This is a genomic window from Acidovorax sp. 94 (genome assembly GCF_003634645.1).
Lineage (GTDB): Bacteria > Pseudomonadota > Gammaproteobacteria > Burkholderiales > Burkholderiaceae_C > Acidovorax > Acidovorax facilis.
The window spans coordinates 13,275-28,998 of record NZ_RBJA01000001.1 but is presented as its reverse complement, the minus strand read 5'-3'; the positions used below and the strand labels follow the sequence as shown (position 1 = coordinate 28,998).

General features: G+C 66.6%; 15 protein-coding genes. 11 read left to right on the top strand and 4 right to left on the bottom strand.

Features of this window, described 5'->3' with window-relative positions:
- Positions 1 to 6: 6 nt before the first annotated feature.
- Positions 7 to 687 (top strand): hypothetical protein, encoded by a 681-nt coding sequence (locus C8C94_RS00120; RefSeq protein WP_121419261.1) that lies wholly within the window; start codon positions 7 to 9, stop codon positions 685 to 687.
- Positions 688 to 693: 6 nt separating this feature from the next.
- On the opposite strand, the gene C8C94_RS00115 is transcribed toward C8C94_RS00120, so the two are convergent.
- Both C8C94_RS00115 and C8C94_RS00110 read right to left on the bottom strand, forming a co-directional pair.
- The gene (locus tag C8C94_RS00115; RefSeq protein WP_233573345.1) at positions 694 to 1,062 is read right to left on the bottom strand and encodes a copper-binding protein; all 369 of its coding nucleotides are present in this window, start codon (positions 1,060 to 1,062) and stop codon (positions 694 to 696) included.
- The gene (locus C8C94_RS00110) at positions 1,050 to 3,032 is read right to left on the bottom strand and encodes a S9 family peptidase (RefSeq protein ID WP_121419260.1); all 1,983 of its coding nucleotides are present in this window, start codon (positions 3,030 to 3,032) and stop codon (positions 1,050 to 1,052) included. Before C8C94_RS00110 ends, C8C94_RS00115 begins: the two co-directional genes overlap by 13 nt.
- Before the next feature lie 131 nt (positions 3,033 to 3,163).
- Here C8C94_RS00110 and C8C94_RS00105 point away from each other — a divergent pair, with 131 nt between their 5' ends.
- From C8C94_RS00105 to kynA, 6 genes are all read left to right on the top strand, one after another.
- Positions 3,164 to 3,820: a response regulator transcription factor gene (locus C8C94_RS00105; RefSeq protein ID WP_121419259.1), complete on the top strand. Its 657-nt coding sequence runs from the start codon at positions 3,164 to 3,166 to the stop codon at positions 3,818 to 3,820.
- Positions 3,817 to 5,253 (top strand): HAMP domain-containing sensor histidine kinase, encoded by a 1,437-nt coding sequence (locus C8C94_RS00100; protein WP_121419258.1) that lies wholly within the window; start codon positions 3,817 to 3,819, stop codon positions 5,251 to 5,253. Before C8C94_RS00105 ends, C8C94_RS00100 begins: the two co-directional genes overlap by 4 nt.
- A gap of 41 nt (positions 5,254 to 5,294) precedes the next feature.
- Positions 5,295 to 5,645: a YkgJ family cysteine cluster protein gene (locus tag C8C94_RS00095; RefSeq protein ID WP_121419257.1), complete on the top strand. Its 351-nt coding sequence runs from the start codon at positions 5,295 to 5,297 to the stop codon at positions 5,643 to 5,645.
- A 123-nt stretch (positions 5,646 to 5,768) separates the two neighbouring features.
- Positions 5,769 to 6,422, top strand: coding sequence for an arylformamidase (gene kynB / locus C8C94_RS00090; RefSeq protein WP_121419256.1), 654 nt, complete (start codon positions 5,769 to 5,771; stop codon positions 6,420 to 6,422).
- An 88-nt stretch (positions 6,423 to 6,510) separates the two neighbouring features.
- Entirely contained in the window at positions 6,511 to 7,821 is a 1,311-nt protein-coding gene (gene kynU, locus C8C94_RS00085) for a kynureninase (RefSeq protein ID WP_121419255.1), read from the top strand.
- 18 nt (positions 7,822 to 7,839) lie between these two features.
- A complete protein-coding gene (gene kynA, locus C8C94_RS00080) occupies positions 7,840 to 8,727 on the top strand; it encodes a tryptophan 2,3-dioxygenase (protein ID WP_121419254.1) in 888 nt (295 codons plus the stop codon).
- 18 nt (positions 8,728 to 8,745) lie between these two features.
- Here the strand turns inward: kynA and C8C94_RS00075 are convergent, their stop codons facing one another.
- The gene (locus C8C94_RS00075) at positions 8,746 to 10,164 is read right to left on the bottom strand and encodes a PLP-dependent aminotransferase family protein (RefSeq protein ID WP_121419253.1); all 1,419 of its coding nucleotides are present in this window, start codon (positions 10,162 to 10,164) and stop codon (positions 8,746 to 8,748) included.
- 191 nt (positions 10,165 to 10,355) lie between these two features.
- On the opposite strand from C8C94_RS00075, the gene dctP reads away from it, so the two are divergent.
- The 4 genes from dctP to C8C94_RS00055 all read left to right on the top strand — a co-directional run bounded on the left by dctP (position 10,356) and on the right by C8C94_RS00055 (position 14,641).
- Entirely contained in the window at positions 10,356 to 11,402 is a 1,047-nt protein-coding gene (gene dctP, locus C8C94_RS00070) for a TRAP transporter substrate-binding protein DctP (RefSeq protein WP_121419252.1), read from the top strand.
- A gap of 77 nt (positions 11,403 to 11,479) precedes the next feature.
- Positions 11,480 to 12,010: a TRAP transporter small permease subunit gene (locus tag C8C94_RS00065; protein ID WP_121419251.1), complete on the top strand. Its 531-nt coding sequence runs from the start codon at positions 11,480 to 11,482 to the stop codon at positions 12,008 to 12,010.
- The gene (locus C8C94_RS00060; RefSeq protein WP_121419250.1) at positions 12,007 to 13,323 is read left to right on the top strand and encodes a TRAP transporter large permease subunit; all 1,317 of its coding nucleotides are present in this window, start codon (positions 12,007 to 12,009) and stop codon (positions 13,321 to 13,323) included. The genes C8C94_RS00065 and C8C94_RS00060 overlap by 4 nt, the downstream gene beginning before the upstream one ends.
- 34 nt (positions 13,324 to 13,357) lie before the next feature.
- Positions 13,358 to 14,641, top strand: coding sequence for a hydroxymethylglutaryl-CoA reductase, degradative (locus C8C94_RS00055; RefSeq protein ID WP_121419249.1), 1,284 nt, complete (start codon positions 13,358 to 13,360; stop codon positions 14,639 to 14,641).
- A 185-nt stretch (positions 14,642 to 14,826) separates the two neighbouring features.
- On the opposite strand, the gene C8C94_RS00050 is transcribed toward C8C94_RS00055, so the two are convergent.
- Positions 14,827 to 15,189 (bottom strand): MliC family protein, encoded by a 363-nt coding sequence (locus C8C94_RS00050; RefSeq protein ID WP_055394413.1) that lies wholly within the window; start codon positions 15,187 to 15,189, stop codon positions 14,827 to 14,829.
- Positions 15,190 to 15,724: the final 535 nt, after the last annotated feature.

Here is a 15,724-nt window from a genome sequence, read left to right as displayed (position 1 = left end):
CTCTCCATGCCTTGGCGTCGCCAGCCCGCCCACACCGCTGAACTGCTGGCACACTGGGCATGGCTGGGCCAAGCACTCGGCCAGGACACACCGGCGTGGCGTCAAGAGGGGCGACGGCTTGTGCTCAGTTGGGCGCGCTGGCCGCGCGCCTACCACGACACCACCCACCTTTGGGCCTGCCTGCGGCATTGGCACGTGCTGCAGGATCAGCAACCCGGCGCACTCGACAATCCCCACGCTGTTGCGCTGGCCCTGTGGTACCACGATGCCATTTACTGGCCGTGGAGCAAACACAACGAAGAGCGCAGCGCCGACTGGGCAAGTCGCTTCATCCTGGGCCAGGACCTACCCGCCACGCTGGCGCAAACCGTGCACCAGCACATCCTCGACACCCGCCACACCCCCGGCCCACTCACGGGCGATGCACAGTGGGTGGTCGATATCGACCTGTCCATCCTCGGCCAGAGCGACGCGGTGTACCGCCAGTTCGAACGCAATGTGCGGCGCGAATACTTTTTTGTGCGCTGGCCGCGTTATGTGGCGGGGCGCAGTGCGGTGCTGCAGGGTTTTCTCGACCGGCCGCGCATTTACGGCACCGACTGGTTCCAGGAGCGCTTCGAGGCGCAGGCGCGCATCAACCTCAGCAACGCCCTGCAAGCACTGAAGGACGGTACGGCCTGTGCGTGAGCCAGGTCACTGGCAGGGCTGAAACCGCTTGCACTCCTCAGCGATCTGGATGGCGGTCAGCGTGTTCTCGCCCTCCAGGCGCCGGGCCGTGAACCTGACCCAGGCCCCCTCGGAGACGCCGGCCAGCAGGGCCTGATCGACCACACGGAAGGTCTGCGTCGTGAACGGCAGCTTCGCCCGTGGCAACAACCGGAGGCGTACATACAGTTTGCCTCCGCTTCCCCCCTCCCGGTCCACGGACACCACGCGCGCCCGCGTGTAGACCGGCTCTGCGGGCACCGGATCAGCCGCGAAGGCTCTGGCTCCACCGCCCGCCTCCATCCCGACCCACAGCACGACAACGCCCATTGCGCGCCACATGGTCAAAACGCCCAAGCGCCCAACTGGTAATAGTCAAACCCGCTGGTGCGCCCACCCAGGCACTGCGCGAGAAAGTCCTCGGTCTTGCGGTACATGGTGAGGTTGTTGGGCCAGCGCTGGTTGCCGTGGCCGTCGCCCTGGAAGGTGACGTAATCCACCTCTTTGCCCGCCTTGCGCAGGGCGGCCACCATCCATTCGGACTGCTCCAGCTTCACGCGCACATCGTTCACGCCATGCATGATGAGGATGGGCTTTTGGGCATGCTCGGCGCGGTACAGGGGCGACTTCGCATCCATGCGCGCACGGTCGGCGGGCACGGCGGGGTCGCCCACATAGCGGTGCCACCAGGGCAGGCCCAGCTCCCAGTAGGGCGGTGCAGCCTCCAGCAGGCGGGCGATGTCGGTCACGCCCACGATGCCCACCGCGCAGGCAAACACTTCGGGGGTAAAGGTCGCACCCACCAGTGCCGAATAGCCGCCATAGCTGGCGCCGTAGATCGCCACACGCCCGGGGTCGGCCACGCCGCGCTCTACGGCCCAGCGCACGCCGTCCACCAAGTCGTCGTGCATGCGGCCCGCAAACTCGCCCCGGGCTTTTTCCATGTGCGCGCGGCCATAGCCGCTGGAGCCCCGGTAGTTGACCTGCAGCACGGCGTAGCCCCGGTTGGCCAGAAACTGCCGCATCGTGCCCTCGCCCCAGCGGTCGCGCGCCCAGGGCCCGCCGTGCACCAGCAGCACCAGGGGGAGCGCGCGCGGTTGCTGCACGCCCACAGGCAGCGTGAGGTAGCCATGGATGGGCAGGCCGTCCCGCGCGGTGTAGGTGATGGGCTCGGAGGGCACCAGGGCATGGGCGATCACGCTCAACCGGCTTTCACCCAGAAACTGCGGCTCGCGCCCGTCGCGCAGCAAGTAGGTGCGCGCACCCCGCTCCGTGCCCACGGCCACGGTGAGAACGCGGTCAGACTGGTCGGCGCTCATCACCCGCACATCTGCTGGCTGGTCGCCTGCCAGGGCCGCCAGCCGGGCGGCCAGCGCCGCATCGAACACCTGGCGGGCCGGATGCCCGGGCATCGAATAAGCCACCAGCGGCTCGCGCGTGCTGCGGCTCAGGGTCACGCTGTCCAGGTCCACATCGGGGGATGCGTAAAACAGCTCTTCGGCGCCCGTGGTCATGTCCAGCCGTACCAGCGCCAGCTTGTCGCGCCCCCGGTTGGACAAGGCCCAGGCCTTGCGCCCCTCGTCATGCAGGCCAAAGATGTTGAGCGTGTCCCAGCGGCTGCGCTGTGCCACGACCTGCCAGGAGCCAGGCTCCGCGCCCGGACGCTCCAGCAGCACCTGGTCGCCCTTGATTTGCGCACGGGCACGCAACTGCCCCGTGGGGTCCACCCCCCACCAGTTGACGTTGCCGGGGTTGGTGGCCAGCAGCACCGGGGCACCGCCCGCCGGGTTCACGCGGTACAGGTCAAACACTTTCTTGTCGCGCTGGTTGGAGGTGACGATGAAGTCCGAGGTGCCCTCCACTCCATCGACCAGGTGCGCCACCGACTTCTGTGCGGGCATCAGCTCGCGCAACCCGGTGTCGGGCCCCTCCACCAGGCCCACGTGGATGCGCGTGTTTTCGTCCCCGGTCGGGTCGGCGGTGATGGCCAGCCAGCGGCTGTCGGCGCTGAAGCGAATGGTGCGCGCACGGATGCGGAACGCCTTGGCGTCGCTGCCGTCGATAGAGCGCACCCAGATCGCGGGCACCACGCCATCCACACCAAACCAGGCAATGCGCTGCCCGTCGGGCGACACCTGGTAGCCCCCGGTGGCCTGCCGGCTGGTCACAAAGTCGCGCACGGGGATCAGCTCGGGCAGTTGTGCGCCCGCCAGCGACGGGTGGGTGGGCCCGGAGGCACAGCCCGCCAGGGCCAGCACTGTGGCCAGCACCGCACCGCCCCACCATCGCGGCACTGCATTCGCATTGTTTGTCGTCAGATACGCCATACACCCTCTCCCTGTGTTCCTGTGTTGAGTCGCCAGATGCAGCCATTGTGCAAAGCCTTGCCTTAAGGCCAGCCAAAGGCGCCCCCCATGGCAGCACGCAACGGCCACGGCTGCCGCCACAATCCCACCCCATGCACATCCTGCTCATCGAAGACGACCTGGACCTGGGCCGCGCTCTGCAGTCCGCGCTGAAGGTGGAGGGACTGACCAGCGAGTGGCTGCGCCGTGCGGTGGACGCGCCCGCCACGGTGGATGCGACCACGGTGGACTGCGTGCTGCTCGACCTGACCTTGCCCGACGGCAGTGGCTTCGATCTGCTGGCGCGCTGGCGGGCGCAGGGTGAGCAGGTGCCCATCATTGTGATCACCGCGCGCTCGGCCGTGGAAGACCGGCTGGCCGGGCTGGACGGCGGGGCCGATGACTTCGTGGTCAAGCCTTTTGCCACGGCCGAGCTGCTCTCGCGCATCCGCGCCGTGCTGCGGCGCAGCGCCCGCCAGGCCAGCGAGCGCTGGGTGCTGGGCGAGCTGGTGATCGAGCCTCGCCGCCACGCAGTGCAGCGCGATGGCACGGTGCTGGACCTGTCGCCGCGCGAGTTCCAGCTGCTGCTGGAGCTGGCCCGTGAGCCCGGCGTGGTGGTGTCCAAAAGCGTGCTGTCGCAGCGGCTGGACCCGCTGGGCGAGCCCGTGGACTTTGGCGCCATCGAAGTGCATGTGTCCAACCTGCGCCGCAAGATCGGGGCGGAGCTGATCCGCACCGTGCGCGGCGTGGGCTATTTGTTGCAAGCATGAGCCGCGCACGATTCAACCAGCAATTGCTGCGCACGTTGTGGACAAAACTGGCAGAGCCGACACTGGTGCGCCGCAGCGTAGTCTCGGTCACAGTGGCGTTTGTGCTGGTGTGGGCTGTGCTGCTCAGCTACAACTTCATCAACTACAAGCACACCATCACCAACGATCCGGGTCTACTGAAGTACGGCGATGCGCTGCTGGATTCGCTCAGCCCGATCAACGACCCGGCGCAGGCCGCTGCAGCGGTGTCCGCTACCAATCACTGGGTCAATATCCGTCGGCGCCAGAACGGCCTTCTGCCGGGCGTGGCAATGCATGAGCTGCGCGACACCGCCACCGGCCAGGTTGTCTATTCACCCCCAGGTCTCGAAGAGCTGCGTATCGCCTTGCCGGAGCAGCTCTACGCCAGCGGTTCATCGATTTCGGAGCCCCTGGCGCAAGGCCAGCGATACCGCGTCTACGCCGGGCACAACGCGCGCTGGACCCTGCGCATCGTAGAAATGAAGCGGGCAGACACGCATTTCTTGCAGTCCAGCGGCCGCAACCTCCTGCCCTACCTGCTGCTGGCAGCACCCTTCGTACTGCTTCCCGTCTGGCTCTCGGTGCGCAATGGCCTGCGCCCCTTGCAGCGACTAGCACGCCTCATTGCCCAGCGCGGCAAGGACGACCTGCAGCCTGTGGGCTTCAACGCCCGCCACCGCGAACTCAAGCCCCTGGAGCAGTCGCTGGACCACCTCTTCGCCCAGTTGCGCCAGAAGGTGGAGCGCGAGCGCGCCTTTGTGCAGGACGCTGCGCACGAGATCCGCACGCCGCTGGCCGTGATCACCGCCCAGGCCCATGTGATGGCCCGCTCGCCCATCGAAGAGGAACGCATGCACGCCCAGGCCCACCTGGAGCAGGCCATCGCCCGCACCTCGCACCTGGCGCAGCAACTGCTGGACCTGGCCGCGCTGGACGACGCCCAGCGCCCCGCCCCGCGTGACCTGGACGTGGCGCAGTGGCTGCGCGGCGCGCTGGCCCAGGCCGTGCCTGATGCGATGGCACGGCAGATCGAGCTGTCGCTGGACGCGCCCGACACCTTGCCCGCGCGGCTCGACCAGCCTGCGTTCGAATCCATCGCCCACAACCTCATTGACAACGCGGTGCGCTACACGCCCAACGGCGGGAACGTGGCGGTGGCGCTGTGGCGCGAGGGCACGGCGCTGCACCTGTCGGTGCAGGACGACGGGCCGGGCATCGCGGCCACCGAGCAAACGCATGTGTTCGAGCGCTTCTACCGGGGCCTGGGCCATGCCGCCAACGGCTCGGGCCTGGGCCTGGCCATCGTGCGGCAGGCGGTGCTGCGCATGGGCGGGCAGGTGCAGATCGGCGTGGGTTTGAATGGCAAAGGCGTGGGCTTTTTCGTTAGCATTCCCCTCCCCCACAGCGCCTGACGGCCCAGCCGCAGGCCCTGCGCCCATCCCACCCGTCCCGCATGTCCGAAGCCACCACCACCGCCGATTCCGCCCACCCGTGCCTGAGCTGCGGCGCCTGCTGCGCCAGCTTTCGCGTGGACTTTGCCGTGTACGAGATGCAGGCGATGGGCGGCACGGTGCCCGACGGCCTGGCACTGGATGTGAACGGCAGCACCTGCCGCATGCGGGGCACGGAGCAGGTGCCCATCCGCTGCGCCGCGCTGACAGGCCAGGTGGGCCAGCAGGTGGCCTGCAGCATCTACGAACTGCGCCCGGCGCCCTGCCGCGAGTTCTCGGCGGGCGACTACGCCTGCCACAAGGCGCGTGCGCGGCACGGGCTGGCGCCGCTGGCGGAAAGCGCCGTCTTGTGAGGTGACAAGCTCCAGCAGCCGGGCTACCGCCGCATCAAAGTAGTTTAGGCTTCAACAAAAAATCGGTAGAGTGTTGGAAATAACCGACACCACGGGTTTTTCGGGACATGCAAACTTTGTCCCATGTCAACGCCCTCCTCCCCCACCGCCCGCCGGCTTTGGGACATCTCGCCGCCCGTGCACGCGGGCAGCCCCGTGTTCCCCGGCGACACGGCCTACAGCCAGCAGTGGTGTGCCACCATCGGCCCGGGCTGCCCGGTCAACGTGAGCGCGATCACCATGTCGCCCCATGTCGGCGCCCATGCCGATGCGCCGCTGCACTATGACGCACAGGGCGCCACCATTGGTGACGTGTCGCTCGACGCGTTCCTGGGCCCCTGCCGCGTGATCCACGCCATCGGCTGCGGCCCGCTGATCAACTGGGAACACATTGCCCACGCGGTGAACGGCACCCTGCCGCAGCGCGTGCTGGTGCGCACCTATGAACACATGCCTGTGGACCGCTGGGATGGCCAGCTGGCCGCCTATGCCCCCGGCACCATCGAACGCCTGGCCGACCTGGGCGTGTTGCTGGTGGGCATCGACACCGCCAGCATCGACCCGGCCGACAGCAAGACGCTCGACAGCCATCAGGTCATCCGCCGCCGGGGCCTGCGCGTGCTCGAAAACCTGGTGCTCGACGCCGTGCCCGAGGGCGACTACGAACTCATTGCCCTACCGCTCAAGCTGACCACGGCCGACGCATCGCCCGTGCGCGCCGTGCTGCGGGCGCTGTAGCCCAAAAATTTCAAGCTTTTTTGGCCTCTACCGCTCGTCCATCAAGCGCCAATAGCTATCAAAACAGAAGCAAACCACTCTGAACACCATGACCACCACCTTGCAAGACTGCCGCGCGCTCGACGCGCAAGACCCCCTCGCGCCGCTGCGCGGCCACTTCGCCCTGCCCCCGGGCGTGATCTACCTGGACGGCAATTCGCTGGGCGTGGCCCCCAAGGCCGCCGCCGCGCGCGTGGCCGATGTGGTCACCCGCGAATGGGGCACAGACCTCATCAAATCGTGGAACACAGCAAGCTGGTTTGACCTGCCCCAGCGCCTGGGCAACCAGCTGGCCCCGCTGATCGGCGCGGGCCAGGATGAAGTGGTGTGCACCGACAGCACCTCCATCAACCTTTACAAGGTGCTGAGCGCAGCACTCAACATCGCGCGCGAAGACAGCCCCGCGCGCAAGCGCATCGTGAGCGAGCGCAGCAACTTCCCCACCGACCTCTACATTGCCGAAGGCCTGTGCAAGGAGCGCGGCCTGGAGCTGGTGCTGGTGGAGCCCGAAGAGATCACCGCAGCACTCACCGGCGACGTGGCCGTGCTGATGCTCACGCACGTGAACTACCGCACCGGCGCCATGCACGACATGGCCGCCATCACCGCCGCCGCGCACGCCCAGGGCATCTTGTGCGTGTGGGACCTGGCGCACAGCGCGGGCGCGGTGCCGGTCGATCTGAACGGTGCAGGCGCGGATTTCTCGATTGGCTGCGGCTACAAATATTTGAACGGCGGCCCCGGCGCACCGGCCTTTGCCTGGGTGCACCCGCGCCATGCCAGCCGCTTCTGGCAGCCGCTGTCCGGCTGGTGGGGCCATGCCGCACCGTTTGCATTCACACCCGACTACCAGCCCGCCCCGGGCATCACGCGCTACCTGTGTGGCACGCAGCCCATCATCAGCTTGTCGGCCCTGCAATGCGGGCTGGATGTGTTCACCGCCGCACAAAGCCTGGGCGGCATGGCCGAGCTGCGCGCCAAGTCGCTGGCGCTCACCGACCTGTTCATCCAGCTGGGGGAAGAGCGCTGCGCAGGCCACGGCCTCGGCTTGGCCACGCCGCGTGAGCATGCACAGCGCGGCTCGCAGGTGTGCCTGACGCGCGACGAAGGCGCGGGCGTGAACGGCCAGGGCAGCGGCGCCTACGCCATCGTGCAGGCGCTGATTGCGCGCGGTGTGATCGGCGACTTCCGCAAGGGCGACGGCGGCACGGGCCGCCACAAGGACATCCTGCGCTTTGGCTTCACGCCGCTGTACCTGGGCTTTGAAGACGTGTGGAACGCTGTGGAGCACCTGCGCCAGGTGCTAGAGAGCGGCGAGTGGCAGAAGGCCGAGTTCAACCAGACGCACGCCGTCACCTGATCAGAAAGGCAAACCACCATGTGCCCTTTCTCGCAAACTCCTGCCGACGGCAACAACCCGGCGTCTGCCGCCCTGCCCGAATCCATCGTGCACGAAGAGCGCGCCCAGCTCGACTTCAGCCAAAGCATGAGCTATGGCGACTACCTGCAGCTCGACGCCATCCTCACCGCGCAAAAGCCGCTGTCGCCCGCACACGACGAGATGCTGTTCATCGTGCAGCACCAGACCAGCGAGCTGTGGATGAAGCTCATGCTGCACGAGCTGCGGGCGGCCATCGGCCACATTGCGCGCGACGAGCTGCCGCCCGCGTTCAAGATGCTGGCGCGGGTCAGCAAGATCATGGAGCAGCTGGTGCACGCCTGGGACGTGCTGGCCACCATGACGCCGCCCGAGTACAGCGCCATGCGCCCGTACCTGGGCCAGTCCAGCGGCTTCCAGAGTTACCAGTACCGCTGCATCGAGTTCTCGATGGGCAACAAGAACCGGGCCATGCTCAAGCCCCACGAGCACCGCGCTGACCTGCTGGCCCTGGTGCAGGCGGCGTACGAGGCACCGTCGCTGTACGACGAGGCCCTGCGCCTGCTGGCGCGGCGCGGCTTGGCCGTGCCAGCGAGCCACACCGAGCGCAACTGGACACAGCCTTATGTGGAAAACGATGCGGTGGAGCAGGCCTGGCTGACTGTGTACCGCAACCCCGACAAGCACTGGGACCTGTACCAGCTGGGCGAGGAGCTGACCGACCTGGAAGACGCCTTCCGCCTCTGGCGATTCCGCCACGTGACCACGGTGGAGCGCGTGATCGGCTTCAAGCGCGGCACGGGTGGCACGGGCGGGGTGAGTTACTTGCGCAAGATGCTCGACGTGGTGCTGTTCCCCGAGATCTGGAAGCTGCGCACGGACTTGTGAACCGGGTTCGGCGCGCCTTCAAGACGCCGCCTTGAGCGCGCCCTGCAGAAAGCGCAAAAACCGCGGGTCGTTGGCATAGGCCACGTTCACCCGCATGGCCTGCAAAGGCTGCTGCTGGCCCTGCCGCTGCGGAAAGAACACGGCGCCCGGCGCCAGAAAAATGCCCCGCTCTGCCGCACTGCGGGCCAGGCCCAGCTCGGTGATGCCATGCGGCAACTCCACCCACAGGTAATAGCCGCCCGGCGGGCTGGGGTGCACGGTGAGGCCCAGGCGTGCCAATGCTTTTTGCGCAGGGCCCAACGCACTGTCCAGCCGGGCCTTGAGACGGCTCAGATGGCGCCGGTACTGGCCCGCAGAGATCAGCTGGTGCACCACGCGCTCTACAAAATCGGACGTGGACACCACCGTCACCATCTTCAGGTCACACAGCGCATTGATGCGGTGCGCCGCCCCTGCGATGTAGCCCACGCGCAGACCGGCCGACAGCGTTTTGGAAAAGCTGCTCACGTAGATCACGCGCTCCAGCTGGTCCAGCGCTGCCAGGCGCGGGGCGTTGGGCGGCTGCAGGTCGGCAAATGGGTCATCCTCCACCACCAGAAACCCGTGGGCCGCAGCCATCTGCAACAGGCGGTGGGCCTTGGGCAGGCTGATCGACCCGCCCGTGGGGTTGTGCGCCAGCGACTGGGTAAAGAACACCTTGGGCCGGTGTTTTTCCAGCAGCGCCTGCAGCGCATCCAGGTCAGGCCCATCGGCCAGGCGGGGCACGCCCAGCATCTCCACCTTGGCGAGCTTGAGCTTGCCAAACAGCGGGTAGTAGCCGGGCGAATCCACCAGCACCTCGTCCCCCGCATCCAGCAGGTGCCGCACGATGAGGTCCAGCGCATGGTTGGCGCCCTGGGTCAGCAGCACCTGGCGCGGGTTGACCGGGATGGTGCGCTCGCCCAGCATGCGTGCGATGGTCTCGCGCAGTGGCAGGTAGCCCCAGGGTGTGCCGTAGCCATGCTCGATGTCCGTCAGCCCTTGCGAGCGCGCGCGGCGCAGCGAGCTGCCCAGCTCGGACCCCTCCATCCACGACGCGGGCGGGCGGCCATCGCCCACGCGCACCTCGTAATGCTGCTCCAGTTGCTCACGCAGCAGCGACACCACGTCCACCGCCTCGGTCACGTGCGGCGCGGGGGCCTGGGCGTGCACGCCGCTGCTGGGCTTGCGCACGTAATAGCCCGAGCCCGGCCGTGCCTCCACATAGCCGCGCGCGGCCAGGCGGTTGTACGCCTCCACCACCGTGTTGCGGCCCACACCATCTTTGGCCGCTGCGTCGCGGATGGACCGCAGGCGGGTGCCGGGCAGCACGCTGCCCTGCTCGATCGATTGCGCAATGCGGCGCGCCAGCGCTTCGACCTTGCTGTCGGGCGATGCGTCTTCTTCCGGGTGGGGCATGGGTCTGTCTCCTGATCTGTACCCTTGCATTGATGGGTACAGTTTTGTGATCTGTGCCCAAACTGTATCCAACCAACCGCCGCGTTGTCCATATACTTTTCGAACTCGCCCGCAGCCCAGACTGCGCCATGGGCCGAGGCAGTAAACCCACGGCGATGGGGCACACATTCCAAACCAACCGGAGACAAGACATGGCAGACAAAGCCGTCCAACGACGCAATATCCTCAAATCCACCCTGGCTGCAGCCGCTACCGTGGGCGCTGCGGCGCCCCTGGCCAGCCACGCGCAGGCCACGGTCACCTGGCGCATGCAGGCGCTGTGGGACGGCGGCACCACGCCGCAAAAGTTCGAGGAGCGTTTTGTGGCCCGCGTGGCAGAGCTGACCGGTGGCCGCTTCAAGATCAACCTGTTTGCCGCTGGCCAGATCGTGCCCGCCGCGCAAGCGTTTGATGCCGTGCGCGGTGGCGCGTTTGAGCTGATGAAAACCTTCGACGGCTACGAGGCCGGCAAGATCCCTGCGTTTGCGTTCACCAGCACCATTCCGTTCGGCTTTGCCGAGAGCGATGAATACGAAGCCTGGTTCTATGAGCGCGGCGGGCTGGACCTGGTGCGCCAGGCGTATGCGCCCGCAGGCCTGCACTACATCGCCCCCACCGTGTACGGCCAGGAGCCGCTGCACTCCAAGGTGCCAATCCGCAAGATCGCCGACCTGACGGGCAAGAAGGGTCGCTTTGTGGGCCTGGCCTCGGCCGTGATGGGCGCCATGGGCGTGTCGGTGACGCCGCTGCCCACCGGCGAGGTGTATTCGGCGCTGGACAAGGGCGTGATCGACATGGCCGATCGGGGCGACCTGACGGCCAACTTTGAGGCAGGCCTGGCCGAGGTGGCCAAGTTTGTAGTGGTGCCGGGCTTTCACCAGCCCACCACCGCCACCAGCTACGTGGCCAACCGTGCAGCACACGACAAGCTGCCCGCCGAGTTCAAGGCCGCGCTGGCCGTGGCCGCGCGCGAGATTTCGGCGGCACTGCGCCAGCACATTCTGGTGAGCGATGCCACCGTGCTGGCCAAGTACCAGGCCAAGGGCTGCGAGATCATCCGATTCAGCGCAGCCGACATCGCCGCTGCACGGCCCAAGGCCATGGCCGCGTGGCGCACCGCCACCAAGGGCGACGCCCTCGCCACCAAGATCCTGGACAGCCAGGTGGCCTTCATGAAAGAGCTGGGCCTGCTGGCCTAAACAGCGCTGGAAAGCCCTAGCCCCGGGTGCCCGCCATGGGCGCCCGGTGCACCTGCCATTGTCCCAAGGAGTCACCCATGCCGTCATGGCTCTCTGTCTCCACGTCTGCCATCACCACACTCAACCGCTGGATCTTCCAGGCCACGGTGTGGTTGATGGCCATCGTGGTCCCCGTCATGCTTTATGAAGTCATTGCACGCTATGTGTTCAATGCGCCCACGGTGTGGGGCATGGAGCTGGCCGTGCTGCTGTTCGGCCCGTACTTTCTGCTGGGCGGGCCGTACCTGCTGCACCTCAAGGGCCATGTGGCGCTCGACGTGGCGCGCCAGCGCCTGAGCCCCGCATGGCAGCGGCGGCTGGACCTGGTGAACTTTCCCATCATCGTGTTGTTCTGCGCCATCCTGCTGTACTTCAGCGCACCCGCAGCCTACAGCGCCTTCGCCTACCGCGAGACCAGCTTTTCAGCCTGGAACCCACCTATCTGGCCGGTGAAGGCCGCCGTGCCGCTGGCCCTGGCGCTGATGCTGCTGCAGGCCGTGGTGGAGTTCTTTCGCACGCTGTTTGGCGAAGCAACCGTTAACGCGTCCCCCGCGGAGGCCCACCCATGACCTCCAACATGATTCTGGTGCTGATGTTCGGCAGCCTCACGCTGTTCATGCTCACCGGTCTGCCCATTGCCTTCGTGCTGGGCGGCCTGTCGCTGCTGTTCACTGTGACGCTGTGGGAGCCCAACGCGGTCATCGTGCTGGTGCTGCAGATCTTCGACACGATGAAGTCCGAGGCACTGCTCGCGATCCCGCTGTTCATCCTGATGGCCTGCATCCTGCAGCGCTCGGGTGTCATCGAAGACCTGTACCGCGCGATGGAGCTGTGGTTTGGGCGTCTCAAAGGCGGCCTCGCCATCGGCACCGTCATCATCTGCGTGGTGATGGCGGCCATGACCGGCGTGGTGGGTGCGGCCGTGACGGCCATGGGCATCCTCGCCCTGCCAGAGATGCTGCGGCGCGGCTACAAGCCCGAGCTGGCGCTGGGCACGATCTGCGCGTCGGGCACGCTGGGTATCCTGATCCCGCCATCGGTGCTGACCATCGTGTACGCCGTCACGGCCCAGATATCCATCGGCCAGATGCTGATTGCAGGCATCGTGCCGGGCCTCATCCTGGCCGCGCTGTACATCGCCTACATCATCGTGGTGGGCTGGGTGAAGCCCGAGTGGGTGCCCCTGGACCCCAGCACCCGCAAGGCACCGCTGCGCGACAAGCTGGTGGCACTGAAGGCCCTGGTGATACCCGCCATGCTGATCGTGATGATCCTCGGCTCCATCTTCTTCGGCATCGCGACGCCCACCGAATCCGCTGCCGTGGGCGTGGCAGGAGCGCTGCTGCCCAGCCTCATCAAGCGCCGGTGGGAGCGCGGCATGCTGCGCGGCGCAGCGACCGATGCGCTGAAAGCCACGGCGATGATCCTGTGGATCACGCTGGGCGCCAAGGCCTATGTGGCCATCTTCACGGGCCTGGGCGGGGCGGACACGCTGCTGCAGTTCATCCAGGGGCTGGACGTGAACCGCTGGCTCATCCTGGCGGCCATGATGCTGTTGCTGGTGTTCCTGGGCACGGTGCTGGACGAGCTGGGAATCATCCTGCTCACGGTGCCTGTCTTCCTGCCCATCGTGCGCCTGCTGGGCTTTGACGAGCTGTGGTTTGGCGTGCTGTACGCCATCACCATCCAGATGGGCTACATCAGCCCGCCGTTCGGCTACACGCTGTTCTACATCAAAGGGACGCTGCCCAGCCACATTGGAATGAACGCCGTGTACTGGGGCATCTTGCCGTTCTTCGGGCTGCAGTTCGTCGGCCTGCTCATCTGCGCGGCCTTCCCCGATCTGGTCACCTACCTGCCCCGGCTGATGGCGTCGCGCTGAGCCGCTTGTTCACCCATTTATCCCAAACACTTCCATGACTTCCACCGCACACCCCACCAGCCGCATCGGCGGTTTTCACAAGCTCGCCATTCCGGCACGCATCGATGCCGTGGCCCAGTTTGCGGGCCTTGGCGACGACGACAAGGCCCAACTGCTGAACACGGGCAACCTGCCTGCCGAACTGGCCGACCACCTCATCGAGAACGTCATCGGCACGATGAACATCCCCGTGGGCATTGCCACCAACATGAAGATCGACGGCCGAGACCGGCTGATCCCCATGGCCACCGAAGAATCGTCGGTGGTGGCCGCGGTGTGCAACGCGGCACGCCAGTGTTATGACCATGGTGGCTTCATCACGTCCATGTCGGGCACCGAGATGATTGCGCAGATCCAGCTCACGCAGGTGTCTGACCCGCAGCACGCGCGCATCCGCATCCTGGAGCACAAGGAAGAGATCCGCACGCTGTGCGATGCCTGCGACCCCATCCTCGTCAAGCTGGGCGGCGGCTTCCGCGACCTGGAGGTGCGGGTGATCGACACACGCGGCGGCACCATGGTGATCACCCACCTCATCGTGGACACGCGCGACGCCATGGGCGCCAATGCCGTCAACACCATGGCCGAAAAGATTGCGCCGCAGATTGCGGCATGGACGGGCGGGCAGACCAACCTGCGCATCCTGTCGAACCTGGCCGACCGGCGCCTGGCGCGCGCGCGCTGCGTGTGGCGCACGGGAGACATCGGCGGCGAGGCCGTACGCGACGGCATGCTTGCGGCCTACCACTTTGCGGCAGCCGACCCCTACCGCGCCGCAACGCACAACAAGGGCATCATGAACGGCGTGAGCGCCGTGGTGCTGGCCACCGGCAACGACACGCGCGCGGTAGAAGCCGGTGCCCACGCCTACGCCGCACGCGGCGGCCACTACACCAGCCTGACAACGTGGGAGGTGACCAACGACGGCGACCTGGCAGGCTCCATCGAAATGCCCATGGCCGTGGGCCTGGTGGGCGGCGCCACCAAGCTGCACCCCACGGCCAAGACAGCGCTCAAGATTCTGGGCGTCACGTCGGCCCGCGAGCTGGCCCAGATCATTGCGGCCGTGGGCCTGGCGCAAAACTTTTCGGCCATGAAGGCCCTGGCCACTACCGGCATCCAGAAGGGGCACATGGCCCTGCACGCGCAGAACATCGCGATGATGGCGGGCGCCGCGGGCGACGAGATCGACCGCGTCGCGCAGGTGCTGGTGGCGCAGGGCACGGTGCGCATCGACGTTGCGGAGGCCGAGTTGCAGCGGCTGCGCAGTGGTGCATGAATTCGTTCACAGCGGCAGCGTGAGAGTGCCGAGCCGCATCACCCCACCACCTGGAAAAGCGACCTAGAAATTACCCATAAAAAAAGCCACCAGCGCCTTGTTCATAGGCGCTGGCAGCTATTGTTTTTGAAGAATGCCGCAACCCGAAACCACCGGGAGCGGGGGTGGCCTGCTCTGCAGCCCGCCTATTGCACCCCCGCCACCATCATGGGGCGGTTGCTACGGCACCAGATCGGTGCCAGATGGCCAATCTGGATGGTCAGCTCATTGCCCTTGCCGAGCACGGTGGTGGGGCCGTTGCTGAAGGCGTAGCCGGTTTCCGTGGCTTGTTTGGGCAGTTCCACCGTCCAGCCGCTACGCCGCAACACGCTGCGGCCTTGCTCGGGGTAGAACTGCATCTCCACCTTTTCGCCATTGCCGCAGGCGAACTGCATGCTGCCGCGGTCCGTTGGCTCGCTAAAGGCCTGCATCACGGGCGGCTGGCTTGCGCATCCCGACATCAACAGCGTTGCCAGCGCACCTGAACACAGCGAAACCATCTTCTTCATCAGTCACTCCTGAGTAGCGATGTGCATTGCGGCACACACTCCAACCTGCAAACTGCTTGTGGCCACCGACCACCGGGGTCACTGGGGGCTCCCAAGCACAAACCTTGCCACCACTCCGCTGCAGGCGAGAAGCCGAAACCGAGGAACGGTTTCAGCCGCCATCCACACCCAGCGCAGGGCATGCCCATGAGAGTGCCGCACGGTCCACGCCCCGTCGATTGGGGTGATCCCCACATCGAGAGTCTTCTCTAAAGTCTGACTTCGCTCCGTGGCGCCCCGATGACGGGCAAGACTGCCCCGTCCAACACGGCATTGCAGGCACGCATGGTTGCAATGCACGGGCCTGGCACCCGATTGCGCGCAGCTTGGCCCCAAAACGCCACGTCACCTTGGCGACTGGAGCGCCTGCGGCGACGGCTCGGGACATACCCTTAGTACCTCCGCAAATCGGGATGAAACAGCGGCCCTTGCCCAACGGTGAGCCGCTGGCCCGAGCCCTGGTTTGCGCAAGTCACGACCCTTATCCCTCCCCCAA

Bases quoted from the DNA above. Each gene is read 5' to 3' on its own strand.
- C8C94_RS00100 (WP_121419258.1), top strand. From the start codon at position 3,817: ATGAGCCGCGCACGATTCAACCAGCAATTGCTGCGCACGTTGTGGACA.
- kynB (WP_121419256.1), top strand. From the start codon at position 5,769: ATGTCAACGCCCTCCTCCCCCACCGCCCGCCGGCTTTGGGACATCTCG.
- C8C94_RS00095 (WP_121419257.1), top strand. From the start codon at position 5,295: ATGTCCGAAGCCACCACCACCGCCGATTCCGCCCACCCGTGCCTGAGC.
- kynA (WP_121419254.1), top strand. From the start codon at position 7,840: ATGTGCCCTTTCTCGCAAACTCCTGCCGACGGCAACAACCCGGCGTCT.
- kynU (WP_121419255.1), top strand. From the start codon at position 6,511: ATGACCACCACCTTGCAAGACTGCCGCGCGCTCGACGCGCAAGACCCC.
- C8C94_RS00050 (WP_055394413.1), bottom strand. From the start codon at position 15,189: ATGAAGAAGATGGTTTCGCTGTGTTCAGGTGCGCTGGCAACGCTGTTG.
- C8C94_RS00110 (WP_121419260.1), bottom strand. From the start codon at position 3,032: ATGGCGTATCTGACGACAAACAATGCGAATGCAGTGCCGCGATGGTGG.
- C8C94_RS00055 (WP_121419249.1), top strand. From the start codon at position 13,358: ATGACTTCCACCGCACACCCCACCAGCCGCATCGGCGGTTTTCACAAG.
- C8C94_RS00120 (WP_121419261.1), top strand. From the start codon at position 7: ATGCCTTGGCGTCGCCAGCCCGCCCACACCGCTGAACTGCTGGCACAC.
- C8C94_RS00105 (WP_121419259.1), top strand. From the start codon at position 3,164: ATGCACATCCTGCTCATCGAAGACGACCTGGACCTGGGCCGCGCTCTG.
- C8C94_RS00065 (WP_121419251.1), top strand. From the start codon at position 11,480: ATGCCGTCATGGCTCTCTGTCTCCACGTCTGCCATCACCACACTCAAC.
- C8C94_RS00075 (WP_121419253.1), bottom strand. From the start codon at position 10,164: ATGCCCCACCCGGAAGAAGACGCATCGCCCGACAGCAAGGTCGAAGCG.
- dctP (WP_121419252.1), top strand. From the start codon at position 10,356: ATGGCAGACAAAGCCGTCCAACGACGCAATATCCTCAAATCCACCCTG.
- C8C94_RS00060 (WP_121419250.1), top strand. From the start codon at position 12,007: ATGACCTCCAACATGATTCTGGTGCTGATGTTCGGCAGCCTCACGCTG.